Raw genomic sequence first — 13,274 nt, forward strand, 5'->3', positions numbered from 1 at the left:
TTGCGGCGACAGCGGCCAGATTTCATCGGCGGTGTTTGTGCAGTCGCGTCGGTGCATTGCACAATGTGCGTCGCGGCTGGGGCGCTACGGCTGGGGTGTGGCGGCCGGCGCAACCCATGACGGTGATGGACCGGTTCGAGAACCAGCTGCATCGGTGTGCTGGAGGCCAATTCGATTAGTTGTAGCGGATTGGGGGCCTTGCAGACATCTATCTGCGTTAGGTGGGGCACCCAGACGGCGAGAGCCCGGGTATGGATGGCGGAATACCGCCATCCATACCCGCCGGCATCCGCCAAGGATGCCTCACTTAGTGCAGATGGATGTCCGCAGCTCCCCGAATCCACTACACATAGTCAAGATGGTGTCACGCGATGCCCGCCAGCGGGTCGGATTCCTCCGGTTCAGGCAGCGACGCATCGCCGTCGATCAGCCCTAACCGGTTCGATCCGGTGCCGTCCGCCGGAACCGCCTGATTCGCGCCGCCGTCCGCCGGAACCAACAGTCCCTCGCCATCGCCGCCGAGCGCCGCGCGTTCCCACAACGGTCGGCGTCGTGTCGTGCGCCCATCGCAGACCTGCCGGATCGTGCGCCGTTCGGTGAGCGGCATGGGCACCCCGACGATCTGCGCCATCTTGTCCGCCACGCGCCGGGCCAGCCGCTCCTCGGCCCGCTCGTCGACGAGGTCGAGCTCGGTGACCTGCACGTACGCCCATCCGGCCTCCTCCAACGCGGCTCGCCGCGCCGCATCGCCGAGCCACTGCGAGGCGTGGTGCGCCCCGTCGTATTCGATGGCGAGCCGAAGCTCTGGGTACGCCATGTCCAGCAGCACCTTCGATCCGCGCGCGTCCTTCACCATGTGGTTGACCGCGGGGCAGTCCAGCCCGTAGCGCATCAACGCGATGCGCGTGCGCGTCTCCTGCGATGAGTCGGTGTTCTCCCGCATGATCCGCAGCGCGCGCCGGCAGTTGCCGATGCCTCGGAAGTTCCGCTTCCGCGCCTCGTCGCCGTCCAGCCATTCCCGCATCTCGTCCAGGAACGCGGCGAACTCGTCGCGGCGGACCCGCTTCAGGCGCCTGTCGCGACGCATCATGGCGTCGCCGAGCACGATGAGCTCCTCGAGCGGCAGTCGCGTGGCGTACATTGCCCATGTGCAGATCGGGTCGATGCACTCGAACCGGCGGTCGACGGTCACGGTCCGCCAGGGCGCCGGCCAGACGGCGAAGCGCACGCCGCGGATCCGCGAGCGGTCCCTCGTCCGGTGCACGGCCACGTGGGTGAGTCCGGTGAACCGGTCGTCGCGCGGCAGCCGGGGTTTCTCGATGGACTGCAGCTCCAGCGCCGCGGCCAGGGCGTACGGGTGCCGCTGCCGGGTGTGCGATTCGATGCCGTCGCACAGGCGCATGCGGCCGCGTTTGATTTCGGTCAGCGATTGCAGGGTGAATGATGGTGTAGCCATACCGCGACCATAGAAATAAGGTCCGCGTTTCTCCATTACCCGAGGCAAAGTTGTGGATAAGTGGATAAACGGCTCCGAAAACGCCGAGGGCGGCCACCCTCCCAAGAAGGTGGCCGCCCTCGCGATACGGTTTGTCGGTATGCCGTCGGTGCGCCGCCGGACCGTCATCAACACGCCGCCGGCATGCGCCGGTTCGGGGGCTTCGCCAAGCCGCTCAGTACGTCATGCCCATCGCGGCGCGCACCTCGTCGAGCGTCTCCTCGGCGATGGCGTTGGCGCGCTTGTTGCCGTCGTGCAGGATATCGCGGATCGCGTCCATGTCCTTGGCGAGTTCGGCGCGGCGCTCGCGGTGCGGGGCCAGGAACTCGTTCACCGACTCGGTCACGTACTTCTTGAGCGCGCCGGCACCCGAGTCGCCGATCTCCTCGGCGATGTCCTTCGGGTCGCGGCCGGTGACGAGCCCGGCGGTGGTCAGCAGCGCGGAGACCTGCGGGCGGGCGATCGGATCGAAGGTGATGCGGCGCTCGGAGTCGGTCGGGCTCTTCTTGATGAGCTTGGCGGTCTCCTCGGCGGTGGCGCCGAGCATGATCGAGTTGCCGTACGACTTGCTCATCTTGCGGCCGTCGAGGCCCGGGATCTCCGGCGCTTCGGACAGGATGGCGGCCGGCTCGGGGAACACCGGGCGCCTCTTCGCGTAGCGCTCGTTGAACCGGCGCGCGATCGTGCGGGTGATCTCGACGTGCGGCAGGTTGTCCTTGCCGATCGGCACGACGTTCGCCTTGCAGAACAGGATGTCGCAGGCCTGGTGCACCGGGTAGGTGAGCAGCAGGCCGGTCAGCGCGTGGCCGGAGGCCTCCATCTCCGACTTGACGGTCGGGTTGCGGTGCAGCTCGGCCTCGGTGACCAGCGACAGGAACGGCAGCATCAGCTGGTTCTCGGCCGGCACGGCGGAGTGCGTGAAGATCATGGTCCTGTTCGGGTCGATGCCCGCGGCCAGGTAGTCGAGCACGAGGTTGAGCACGTTGTCCTCGATGTGCTCGGTGGTGTCGCGGTCGGTGATGACCTGGTAGTCGGCGATGATGATGTTCGTGTTCACGCCGCGCTCCTGCATGGCGACGCGTTCGCGGATCGAGCCGAAGTAGTGGCCGAGGTGCAGCCGGCCGGTGGGACGGTCGCCGGTGAGCATCGTGAACTTGCCGGGATTCGCCTCCAGCGCCGCCATCGTCTCGTCGGAGCGCTTCTTCGCCGCCAGGAAGCTGGCGCTAACCTCGTTGCCAGCCGCGGTGATCGCTGGTTCCTGCGTCTCGTTCGTCATCATTGCCCCTTTGGTGTTCGGACCGTTGCCGGGCCGTCGGATGGTCGTTTTCATCGTAAAAGTCTGAGCCGACAACGAAACCGGAAAACTAGTGGTACGCTCTTATGTGATGAATTGAAAGCACAGCAGTATTCAGGGGGTCAGATGGGCCGCGGACGACAGAAAGCCAAGCAGCAGAAGATAGCCCGGAAGCTCAAGTATCTGACCACCGATACTGACTACGACGAGCTTGCCAAGGAGCTGAGCGCGCAGGAGCCCGGCACCGGCTCCGTCGATCCGTTCTCCCACGACGAGGCGCAGTACATCCATGACGCGGATACCGACGACGGCGACGAGGGCGAGTACGCCGACATCGCCGCGGCGGACGGCGTGGACGACGATCTGGACGAGTACGCCAAGTGGGCCGCCGAGGCCGCCGCGAAGGCGACCAGCGGCGAGATGCCGGCCGTCAAGGCCGCCCCGAAGCCGCGCAAGCCGATTCCGATGCCCAAGCCCAGCGCGTTCAAGCCGCGTCCGGCCGTCAAGTAGGCCGACCGGCCCGTGCGGGCGTTTTGACGGTATATGTGTTTTCCGCATTGATGCCGTATCGTTGCGTTCATTGTGTGATACGGCATTGTGACGGCGTTGATTTTCACCGTTGTGTGTGGCTGAATTGTCGTTGCCTTACCGCGACGGTGTCATCGATGTGGAGCCGCGGCGTCGAACGTGTCCGTAAAGAAACCACGCAGATTGGCAGTGTGTTTCTTTACGGCGCTTACGTTGAGACGGCGAAGTGCGGCATCGCTGGGTGCTGCGACATGCGCATAACCGTCATGCGCGATAATTTGATTGAGAGTTGAGAGGACTGCCGCGCAGTGAGCGAGGGGAGGGCCATGGGTACCGATGAATGGTATTCGGTCAGTTTTGTCGAGAAATGCACCATCGACGAGGCGCGCAATTGCACGCGCGTTCTGTATTCCGACGTGCGCGAGTATTACCCGGTCTGGAAAGGAAATACGCTTGTATTGACCCCGAGGCCCAATTGCGACGTGCCCACGGTCGTAGTGGATTTTGTCCAAGATGACGAAGGCAAAAAACAACACATCACCGTCAAGGTCTCGCCGAAGCGTTATGGGGTGAAGACCTACAACGAGTTCCGAAAAAAGCTGCGTAAGGGGTTGAAGGAGCAGGCGCGGGGAAAGAAGAAACTTGAGACGGTTTCCGCTCGCACGGTGCCGGAACGTACGGAAATCGAGACAGCGGACGGTGTCGACGTGAACGTCCACAATATCGCCAACATGTTCAAGCCGCGATCTCGTAGAAATTCCGCGGACACAGTCGCTGATTCTCGCCAGGAAGAGCTGTCGGCGCAACGGTCAGAATTCCCGCAGGGCGATGCACCTGCATCTGCGGAACCGACGGCAACGCAGGAAACGGTTGAAATCGTGCCTAATTCCGGCATGCCCGTGGTGCGGGCGATGCGTCATGTCAAAGATGCATACGCTGCGTATGTGCCATTGCGTGTCATCACGATTATGCTAATCGTTTCGTTGCTGGTGATCAGTCTTTTGACGTACGGGTTCGTTGCCCGTGGTAATACGATCGACCAGCTGAACCAAACGGTAGCCAACCGTGATGAAACCATTGCGGAACTTTCCAATGAGAAGGATTCGCTGCAGGCCAGTCTTGATGCCGTGGAACCGCAAAGAAAGGCGAATGAAGCCGAGGACAAGCGTCTGCAGGAGCTGTCCGACCAGTTGCAGAGCCAGAAGACGCAGCAGGATCAAAAGCAGCAGGAACAAGATCAGAGGCAGAGCGATCTCGACACGAGGCAGTCCGAGCTCGATGCTCGCGAACAGAGCCTTGCCGCGCGGGAACAGGCCGTGGCGCAAAGCGAGGCACAGTCGTACTACGGCTCTTCGTCGACTGGAAGTTCGTCGTCTGGCGGTTCGGCGTACTACAAGAACTGCGCTGCCGCACGCGCCGCCGGCGCGGCGCCGTTGTACCGCGGCGATCCGGGATACCGCTCGAAGCTGGATGCCGATGGCGACGGCATCGCATGCGAGTGAGAACAATTGGCTGGTAGGCGTCTGTCTGTGTCCGAAGGTCCGGCGCTGCGACGACCCCGCGCTCCTAGACCAGCGGCAGCAGCCCGCTCAGGTCGTCGCGCTCGCCCACCGCGCTGATGCGCCCGGCGGCCTTCTCCTCGTCCCACGCCGTGATGCCGACGGCCAGCCGCAGCCACACCTCGGGCCGCAGCTCGATGACGTCCGGCGGCGTGAGGTTATGCGGATCGGAGGCCGGGCCGTCGAGAATCTTGACGGCGCCCCACGGCGCCACGCGCACCTCCACGCCGGGGCCGGGCGCGCGCCGTTCGAGCAGGAACAGCGAATAGCGCACCGCCATCGCCCACGTCGGTCGCGGCAGCGTCGGCCTGAGCGCCAGCCGGGTCGCGGCCGGCGCGTCCGCCGCCCCGGCGAGCATCGCCCGCGCCGCGTCGCGCCACTGCGCGAACGCCGCCGCGCCTTTGTCCAGATCCTGTTCCCGTATCACAGCCATATGTCGGTATTGTGCCCGGTCGCCCCGACGGCTCGGGGAATGGCCGGCCCGGCCGGGCGCCGCCGGGACCCGCCGCCCCGACGGGGGCATCGCCCGTCGGGCTCATGGGCGGAGGATGTAAGCATTGCAGCGCCTGCGCGGACAAGCGCAGTAGGGGTCATGATAGGCTCGGAGTGAAAACGTATGCAAGACGTCACCGGCCGTTCATGAAGGATGTGTGCGGAGCGACCGCGACCACGGCATAATGTTTCTCGGAGTACTATCCGTCAGAGGGAGTCAGATAATGACCGAAATTACCGCACCGAAGTCCCCCGTCACGACTGCGGAGTTCGCGGATGAGATTCGCGAGCAGCTCAAGTACACGCAGGGCGTGACCGTCGAGCAGGCCACTCCTGCGGACGTGTACGTCGCCGCTTCCGCGGCAGTGCGCCGTCATCTCATGGATTCCTGGATGAAGACGCAGCAGGACATGGTCAACGGCAACACCAAGGCCGTTGGATACCTGAGCGCCGAGTTCCTGATGGGCAAGCAGCTGCGCAACGCCCTGTTGAGCAGCGGCCTGACCCAGCAGTTCGACGAGGCCGTCGAACAGCTCGGCTTCAACTACCAGGACGTCGTCGACGCCGAATACGAGCCGGCCCTCGGCAACGGCGGCCTCGGCCGTCTCGCCGCCTGCTTCATCGACTCGCTGGCCTCGCTCGGCGTGCCCGCGTTCGGCTACGGCATCCAGTACAAGTACGGCATCTTCAAGCAGGAGTTCGACGACCAGGGCCGCCAGGTGGAGACCCCGGAGTACTGGCTCGCGAACGAGGAGCCGTGGGGCCACGTCGACTACAACCGCTCGCAGCGCGTCAACTTCGGCGGCTACGTCGCCGACGAGGACGGCAAGCGCGTGTGGCACCCGGCCTGGGCCGTCCGCGCCGTGCCGGTCGACTACATGGTCCCGGGCTACGCCTCCGGCCGCGTGAACACGCTGCGCCTGTGGAGCGCCAAGAGCTACGACGAGTTCGACCTGCTCACCTTCAACAAGTCCGATTACCTCAACGCCGTCCGCCCGCAGGTCGACGCCGAGAACATCTCCAAGATCCTCTACCCGGAGGATTCCACCCCGCAGGGCAAGTCCCTGCGCCTGCAGCAGCAGTACTTCTTCGTCTCCGCGTCGATCCACGACGCGATCCGCGTGTTCTACCCCGGCCAGGACAAGCCGGACCTGACCACGTTCCCGGACAAGATCACGTTCCAGCTCAACGACACGCACCCGGTGATCGGCATCCCCGAGCTCATGCGCGTGCTGATCGACGAGTACGGCTACGACTGGGACACCGCGTGGGACATCACCACCCGCACCTTCAACTACACCTGCCACACGCTGCTGCCGGAGGCGCTCGAGGTGTGGCCGGCCCGCCTGATCGGCGAGCTGCTGCCGCGCCACATGGAGATCATCTACCAGATCAACGACCACTTCCTGGCCGAGCTGTCCGGCAAGACCCGCGACAAGGAGAAGATCGAGCGCATGCGCATCGTCACCCAGGGCGACGATCCGCAGGTGCGCATGGCCTACCTCGCCGTCGCCGGCGGCTCGCACGTCAACGGCGTGGCCGAGCTGCACTCGCAGCTGCTCAAGGACATCACGCTCAAGGACTTCTCCGACCTGTACGGCGAGAAGTTCACGAACGTGACCAACGGCGTGACCCCGCGCCGCTTCATCAAGCTCGCCAACCCGCGCCTGTCCGACCTGATCACCGAGGGCCTGGGCACCGACAAGTGGCTGAGCGACCTCGAGCTGCTCAAGGGCCTCGAGCCGCTCGCCCAGGACGACGAGTTCGTCAAGAAGTTCGCTGAGGTCAAGCGCGCCAACAAGGTCGACTTCGCGAACTACGCGAAGCGCGAGTACGGCTTCGAGATGAACCCGGACACGATGTTCAACTCGATGATCAAGCGTCTGCACGAGTACAAGCGCCAGAGCCTGAAGATCCTGGCCCTGATCGCGCGCTACGCCGACATCAAGAACGGCAACATGTCGGCCGACGACGTGCTGCCGCGCACCGTGATCTTCGGCGCCAAGTCCGCCCCGGGCTACTACATGGCCAAGCTGACGATCCAGCTGATCAACAACGTGGCCCGCGTCGTGAACAACGACCCGGACGTCAAGGGCGCGCTGAGCGTGTACTTCCCGTGGAACTACAACGTGCGCCTCGCCCAGCACCTGATCCCGGCCACCGACCTCGACGAGCAGATCTCGCAGGCCGGCAAGGAGGCCTCCGGCACCGGCAACATGAAGTTCGCCCTCAACGGCGCGCTGACCGTCGGCACCCTCGACGGCGCGAACGTCGAGATCCGCGAGCGTGTGGGCGCCGAGAACTTCTTCCTCTTCGGCATGACCGTCGACGAGGTCGAGGACCTCTACGCGAAGGGCTACGGCCCGGCCGCCTACTACGAGGCCGATCCGCGCCTGAAGCAGGCCATCGACATGATCTCCGACGGCACCTTCTCCAACGGCGACCGCAACACCTTCGCGCCGCTCGTCGCGGACTGGCTGACCAAGGACTACTTCATGACCCTGGCCGACTTCCACTCCTACACCGCGATCCAGGCCGACATCGAGGCGCTGTACCGCACGCCGCTCGAGTGGCACCGCAAGGCGCTGATCAACGTGGCGAACTCCGGCTACTTCAGCTCGGACCGCTCGATCGAGGACTACCTGGAGCGCATCTGGATGACCGGCCCGATGGACTGATCCCCGACCGGCACCGGCCCGCCGCCGCATCGGCGTCATCGTGACGCCGGCGGGGCGGCGTCGGTCCGGCCCGACGGCTTCGGGCGGATGCGGCCGCTGCGCCGCCCGCCCGGAGCCTGGCACGCGAAAGTCCCGCACCCAATCGTTGAGTGCGGGACTTTTTGCATGGTGGCGGGTGCGGCGGGTGCCGCGGTGCGGTGACATGGCAGGCGGGTGTTCCGTCTCGGCGTCGGTTGCGGTGCGTCGGGCGGGTGTGCCGTGCTACGGAACCGACATTGGGCCGGCGGCAGTGTCGGTTCCGTGGCAGGGTTGTCGTCGCTGGCGCTACGGAACCGACGCCGGGGGCGTGCGGCAAGGATGGGATGGCGGTGTGGCGTGGTGATGGCGTGGTGTGCGGACATGGCGCGGTGCGACGTGGCGGTGCGGTGTGACATGGTGGGGTGTGATGCGACGGTGTGCGGTGCCGCGGTGCGGTGAATGGCAGGCGGGTGTTCCGTCTCGGCGTCGGTTGCGGTGCGTCGGGCGGGTGTGCCGTGCTACGGAACCGACATTGGGCCGGCGGCAGTGTCGGTTCCGTAGCACAGCTGCTGTCGCTGGTGCTACGTAACCGACGCCGGGGTGGGACGTGCGGCAGGAGAGGCGTATGTGGCGGGATGCGGTGGATGTGTGCGGGGTGGCGGCGCATGCCGCGCATGCACAGGGACGGCCGCGCGGGCCGATACGCGGAGCGCCCGCACTCCGCGGAACCTGCGGGATACGGGCGCTCATGATGATGCCGGGCGGTCCGCCCGGCATCGACGATCGGAAATCAGGCCTCAGCGGCCTCCGCCTCCGGGGCGGTCTCGGCATCGTCATCGGCGACGGCCTCGACGGCTTCCGGTTCGTCGGTCTCCTTGGCGAGCCCCAGATCGACCGGCGAGGAGCTGTTCTCCCACGGCTCCTCCCACGGGTCGTAGTCCGGGTTCTGCTGCTTGTAGATGTACAGACCGACAACCGCTGCGAGCAGGGCGCCGAAGAGCAAAGCGAAGAACTTCCAACCGTTGGACTTACGTTCCATAACGGCCTCCTTTCCCGTAATGTGGCCTGCTCATCCAAGCCAACTCTGCATACCATCTTAATTCGATGTTTGTAACGATTGGGTGGAATTCTGCACATTGAGAACCCGCGGCCGCGCCATGCCGCCACGGTTCGCCGCGGCGTCCGCGCCCGTCCGCGCGCCGGGCGGCTCGTTTGCGGCAATCGGTAGAGTGGACGCATGGCTTATCGACGTTTCAGTTTGTTCCCCGAATCCCCGACCCTGCGCGACATGTTCTCCAAACGCGCGATTCGGTACCAGTGGCGCGACAACGGCCCGGTGTTCGTCTCCGCGATCCTGATCGTCTGCGTGGCGGTGTGGCTGGTCGAGCTCGTGCTGTGGGCGGTGTCCCCCTATGCGCTGAACGCGATGGTGGACTTCGGCGCGTTCCGGCCCCTGCTGGCGATGCACCGGCCGTGGACGTTCGTCACCTCGATGTTCATGCACCAGCCGTCCTCGATCCTGCACATCCTGTTCAACATGCTCACGCTGTGGTCCATCGGCCCGGTGCTCGAACGCATGATGGGGCACTGGCCGTTCCTGGCGCTGTACGTGCTTTCGGGCCTCGGCGGCAACCTGGGCATGATGGTGTGGGCCGCGGTGTCGCCGTACGACTCCGGCTGGCTCACGGCGGCGTACGGCGCCTCGGGCGCGCTGTTCGGCCTGTTCGCCGCGGTGCTGGTCGTGTACCGCCGTGTGGGCATCGACATCACCTCGATGCTGGTGTGGATGGTGATCAACTTCCTGCTGCCGGTCGTGGTGTCGAACGTCGCCTGGCAGGCGCACGTCGGCGGTTTCGTGGTCGGCGGCGCGATGACGCTGCTGCTGGTGTCCGGCCCGCACGCCCTGCGCGGCAAGAGCCTGGCCTACCGCACGGTGGTGTACGGCGTCGGCGTGTTCGCGGTGCTGGTGATCGGCGTGCTGCTGTGCAATCTCGACAACCCGCTCGGCATGCTCGGGCTGGTCATGTAGCCGACGATCTCTCGTTGAGAAGGCCGCGGTCCCGGTGTACGGGGCCGCGGCCTTTTCGGTGGCGGTTGGCGGCGACGTGCGGCCGGTGGCGGCGTCGCGTCGGCGCCGGTGACGATGGTGCGTGGCGGTTGGCGGCGACGTGCGGCCGGTGGCGGCGTCGCGTCGGCGCCGGTGACGATGGTGCGTGGCCGTTGCCGCGACATGCGGCTGGCGATGGGGCGACCGATGGCAGGGCGACGGGCGGTGCCGGCGGGGCGTCGGGTGACGGCGCCGCGTTGGGCGACTGTGGGCTGGTGCGGCGGTGGGCTGGTGTGACTGTGGACCGGTGTGACGGTGGGCTGGTGTGACTGTGGGCTGGTGCGGCGGTGGGCTGGTGCGGCGGTGGGCTGGTGCGGCGGTGGGCTGGTGTGACTGTGGACTGGTGTGACTGTGGACTGGTGTGACTGTGGACTGGTGTGACTGTGGGCCGGTGTGACTGTGGGCCGGTGTGACTGTGGGCCGGTGTGACGGTGGGCCGACGGCGCCACGGACGGAGGATACGGGGCGTTCGGCGTGGCGGTGCGGTGACGTGCGGCGAATTATGCGGATGGCGTTCGGCGGCGTCCGGCGTGGATGTGGGCGACGTGGACGGGACGGACGGGGGTATGTGGAATGACATGGATGTAGTTTTCCACATTTGTGGAAAAGGGTGTGGATAACTTGGGGATAATGTGGGTATAACTGGTGGACAAACAACGGGGTTATCCACAAAGATGTGCACAAATCCACATATATCAACGATTGCGCACTGTGGATAGTTGTGGAGCAAAGTTATCCACAATATTGTGCAAATCGGGGACCGTCGCCCACCCGCGGCGATGCCGAACGGTGGCATGGAGACTTCGATGCGGGATGGGCCGCCGTCCGCCCACGGGCGACGCTCGCGGCTCGTATACCGGCGGCCGGGCCGCACGGGGCGCCATGTCCGCATGCCGTTGTCCCTCTCCCGTCGTCGATTGATGGCTGCGGCCGTGCGGCGGCGCGTGTGGCCGTTGCCGCGCGTGCGGAGCCGTTGCGTGAATCGTGGGCCGGTCGCGCGTGATGGTGTGCGTCCGCGGTCCGTGACCATGGAACCATAGAATGGGACGGTGGAGATCAATCAGCAGACGGCGGCGTTCGTGCGCGCGCACCGCACCGAGGACGTACGGGACCTGGCGCTGCACGCCAGGCGCGACGACGGCATCGACGTGCCGTGGGCGCTCGACCAGATCGCGGGCTGGCAGATCGCGCGCCGCAAGCTGCCGCAGTGGGCGGCGTGCGACGGCATCGTATACCCGCCGCACCTGTCCATGGAGCAGTGCTCGTCCGAGGCGACGGCGCGGTACAAGGCGCGGCTGGCGCGCCGGCTGACGGCGTGCGGCGGGATGGCGGGCAATCCGGGTGTGGGCGATCCGGCGGCGGTCGGTGGGCCGGCGGGCGGTTCGCGGACCGACGACATGCCGGCGGGCGTTGGTCCGACGGGCAGCGGCTCGATGAGCGGTGGTCCGGCGGACGGTCCGCAGACCGATGCCGCGTCGCCGTGTGACGGACGGCGGGTGCGCGGCAACCCAACGGCCGGTGGGCCGGCGTGCGATGACCTGGCGCCGGACGCGGGGCCGGCGGACGTTCCTGCGGCAGGTGACGCGCCGGCATGCGATGGCCCGTCCGCCGCCCCGACCGCGAACGCCGGTCCCGCCGTCGGCCAGGCGCCGCAGAAGCGCCGTGGCAGCATGGCCGACCTGACCGGCGGGTTCGGCGTCGACTTCTCCTATATGGCCGAGGGGTTCGCCCGGGCGACCTACGTGGAGCGCCAGCCGCACCTGTGCGCCATCGCCGAGCACAACATGGCGGTGCTGGGACTGGACCAGGCGCAGGTCGTGCGGGCCGACGCCGAGGACCATCTCGCGCGGATGGCGCCGGTCGACGTCATCGTCGTCGACCCCGCGCGGCGCGACGAGCACGGCTCGCGCACCTACGCGGTCGCCGACTGCACGCCCGACGTGCTCGCGCTGAAGCCGCTGCTGCTGCGCAAGGCCGGCCACGTCATCGTCAAGCTGTCGCCGATGCTGGACTGGCGCAAGACCGTCGCCGACTTCGGGGGCGCGGTGAGCGAGGTGCACATCGTCTCGGTCGGCAACGAGTGCAAGGAGCTGCTGCTGGTGCTCGAACCGCCGGAGCGCCACGACGGGCTGCGGCGGCTCGCCTGCGTCAATATCACGCCGCACGGCGAGGACGTGTTCGACGTCGTGCCCGGTGGCGCTGCGGCCCGCGGCGGTACGTCCGGCGATGGCGCGACCCACGATGGCATGGTCGGCGATGGCGCGGCCGAGTGGTCGGAGACGACTGGCACGGCCGATGCGGCCGGCGCGGCTGGTTCGCCCGGCCCGGCGGATGCGCCCGCCGTCCCGGCGCACTCCCCCGCGGCGCCGCCGGACGCCGCGTCATGGCGGTATCTGTACGAGCCGAACGCGTCGATCATGAAGGCCGGCTGCTTCGACGCTCTCGCCGAGCGCTACGGCGTCGCGCAGGTGGCCCCCAACAGCCACGTCTTCGTCTCGGCCGAACCGGTGGACGGCTTCCCCGGGCGCGGCTTCCGCATCGAAACCGTCACGACGATGGGCCGCAAGGAGCTCAGACGCGCGCTCGCCGGCATGGACCGCGCGAACATCACCGTGCGGAACTTCCCGATGGGCGCCGAGCAGCTGCGCCGGAAGCTCAGGCTGAAGGACGGCGGTGACGTCTATCTGTTCGCCACCACGCTGCGCGACGGCCGGCGCGCGATCATCGTCACGACCAAGGCGGCGTAGCGTAGCGGCGGCGCCGCCCGCCCGCCACGCCGCGTCCGCACGTCCGCGTCCGCAGGGGTCTCACCTGGACGACCTGCACCGACGCCACCCGCAGCCACGCCGCGTCCGCGCGTCCGCAGGGTCCTCAAGGCATGCCAAAGCCGCGCGGACGGCCCCGCATCGGGTCATCCACGCGGCTCGGACGGCGAAAGACTTGTAAAGATAAGGACCGCTGCGGCAGTCGGCGGACTGAACCGCACCCCGATTGTTGGACTGGAGAAATTCAGATTCGATGATCGGAGGTGCGGTTCTTGCGTATGCGGGAGGATCGGAGGAAGCGTTATGATGACGGGTTTCGGCGAGAGGCGTTGAGGCTG

9 protein-coding genes and 1 pseudogene are annotated in these 13,274 nt (G+C 66.7%); 6 read left to right on the plus strand and 4 right to left on the minus strand.

What is annotated here, in order from left to right:
- Nucleotides 1-364: 364 nt before the first annotated feature.
- Nucleotides 365-1,456, minus strand: coding sequence for a hypothetical protein (locus tag KIH73_RS02465; RefSeq protein WP_219080182.1), 1,092 nt, complete (start codon nt 1,454-1,456; stop codon nt 365-367).
- Between the two features lie 214 nt (nt 1,457-1,670).
- Nucleotides 1,671-2,771 (minus strand): tryptophan--tRNA ligase, encoded by a 1,101-nt coding sequence (gene trpS / locus KIH73_RS02470; protein ID WP_219080215.1) that lies wholly within the window; start codon nt 2,769-2,771, stop codon nt 1,671-1,673.
- 144 nt (nt 2,772-2,915) lie between these two features.
- Here trpS and KIH73_RS02475 point away from each other — a divergent pair, with 144 nt between their 5' ends.
- Together KIH73_RS02475 and KIH73_RS10830 are read left to right on the plus strand one after the other, a co-directional pair.
- Nucleotides 2,916-3,299, plus strand: coding sequence for a DUF3073 domain-containing protein (locus KIH73_RS02475; protein ID WP_219080184.1), 384 nt, complete (start codon nt 2,916-2,918; stop codon nt 3,297-3,299).
- 344 nt (nt 3,300-3,643) lie between these two features.
- Nucleotides 3,644-4,819 (plus strand): excalibur calcium-binding domain-containing protein, encoded by a 1,176-nt coding sequence (locus tag KIH73_RS10830; protein ID WP_236022527.1) that lies wholly within the window; start codon nt 3,644-3,646, stop codon nt 4,817-4,819.
- A gap of 64 nt (nt 4,820-4,883) precedes the next feature.
- Here KIH73_RS10830 and KIH73_RS02485 read toward each other — a convergent pair whose 3' ends face one another.
- On the minus strand, nt 4,884-5,309 hold the full coding sequence (locus KIH73_RS02485) for a sterol carrier family protein (RefSeq protein WP_219080186.1): 426 nt from the start codon (nt 5,307-5,309) through the stop codon (nt 4,884-4,886).
- A 283-nt stretch (nt 5,310-5,592) separates the two neighbouring features.
- Between KIH73_RS02485 and KIH73_RS02490 the strand changes: the two genes are divergently transcribed.
- Nucleotides 5,593-8,046 (plus strand): glycogen/starch/alpha-glucan phosphorylase, encoded by a 2,454-nt coding sequence (locus KIH73_RS02490; protein ID WP_219080187.1) that lies wholly within the window; start codon nt 5,593-5,595, stop codon nt 8,044-8,046.
- An 808-nt stretch (nt 8,047-8,854) separates the two neighbouring features.
- Here KIH73_RS02490 and KIH73_RS02495 read toward each other — a convergent pair.
- Nucleotides 8,855-9,103 (minus strand): hypothetical protein, encoded by a 249-nt coding sequence (locus tag KIH73_RS02495; RefSeq protein WP_219080189.1) that lies wholly within the window; start codon nt 9,101-9,103, stop codon nt 8,855-8,857.
- 198 nt (nt 9,104-9,301) lie between these two features.
- Here KIH73_RS02495 and KIH73_RS02500 point away from each other — a divergent pair, with 198 nt between their 5' ends.
- From KIH73_RS02500 to KIH73_RS11180, 3 genes and pseudogenes are all read left to right on the plus strand, one after another.
- The gene (locus KIH73_RS02500; protein ID WP_219080191.1) at nt 9,302-10,093 is read left to right on the plus strand and encodes a rhomboid family intramembrane serine protease; all 792 of its coding nucleotides are present in this window, start codon (nt 9,302-9,304) and stop codon (nt 10,091-10,093) included.
- Nucleotides 10,094-11,220: 1,127 nt separating this feature from the next.
- Nucleotides 11,221-11,487: pseudogene (locus KIH73_RS11175) on the plus strand (SAM-dependent methyltransferase); the annotation flags it as partial.
- Nucleotides 11,488-12,417: 930 nt separating this feature from the next.
- Nucleotides 12,418-12,918 (plus strand): THUMP-like domain-containing protein, encoded by a 501-nt coding sequence (locus KIH73_RS11180; RefSeq protein WP_420830210.1) that lies wholly within the window; start codon nt 12,418-12,420, stop codon nt 12,916-12,918.
- The last annotated feature ends 356 nt before the right edge of the window (nt 12,919-13,274 follow it).

It is taken from the genome of Bifidobacterium phasiani, assembly GCF_019331775.1.
In the GTDB taxonomy this organism is placed as follows: Bacteria; Actinomycetota; Actinomycetes; order Actinomycetales; family Bifidobacteriaceae; genus Bifidobacterium; species Bifidobacterium phasiani.

Bases quoted from the DNA above. Each gene is read 5' to 3' on its own strand.
- KIH73_RS02465 (WP_219080182.1), bottom strand. From the start codon at position 1,456: ATGGCTACACCATCATTCACCCTGCAATCGCTGACCGAAATCAAACGC.
- KIH73_RS10830 (WP_236022527.1), top strand. From the start codon at position 3,644: ATGGGTACCGATGAATGGTATTCGGTCAGTTTTGTCGAGAAATGCACC.
- trpS (WP_219080215.1), bottom strand. From the start codon at position 2,771: ATGACGAACGAGACGCAGGAACCAGCGATCACCGCGGCTGGCAACGAG.
- KIH73_RS02485 (WP_219080186.1), bottom strand. From the start codon at position 5,309: ATGGCTGTGATACGGGAACAGGATCTGGACAAAGGCGCGGCGGCGTTC.
- KIH73_RS02475 (WP_219080184.1), top strand. From the start codon at position 2,916: ATGGGCCGCGGACGACAGAAAGCCAAGCAGCAGAAGATAGCCCGGAAG.
- KIH73_RS02500 (WP_219080191.1), top strand. From the start codon at position 9,302: ATGGCTTATCGACGTTTCAGTTTGTTCCCCGAATCCCCGACCCTGCGC.
- KIH73_RS02495 (WP_219080189.1), bottom strand. From the start codon at position 9,103: ATGGAACGTAAGTCCAACGGTTGGAAGTTCTTCGCTTTGCTCTTCGGC.
- KIH73_RS11180 (WP_420830210.1), top strand. From the start codon at position 12,418: ATGGTCGGCGATGGCGCGGCCGAGTGGTCGGAGACGACTGGCACGGCC.
- KIH73_RS02490 (WP_219080187.1), top strand. From the start codon at position 5,593: ATGACCGAAATTACCGCACCGAAGTCCCCCGTCACGACTGCGGAGTTC.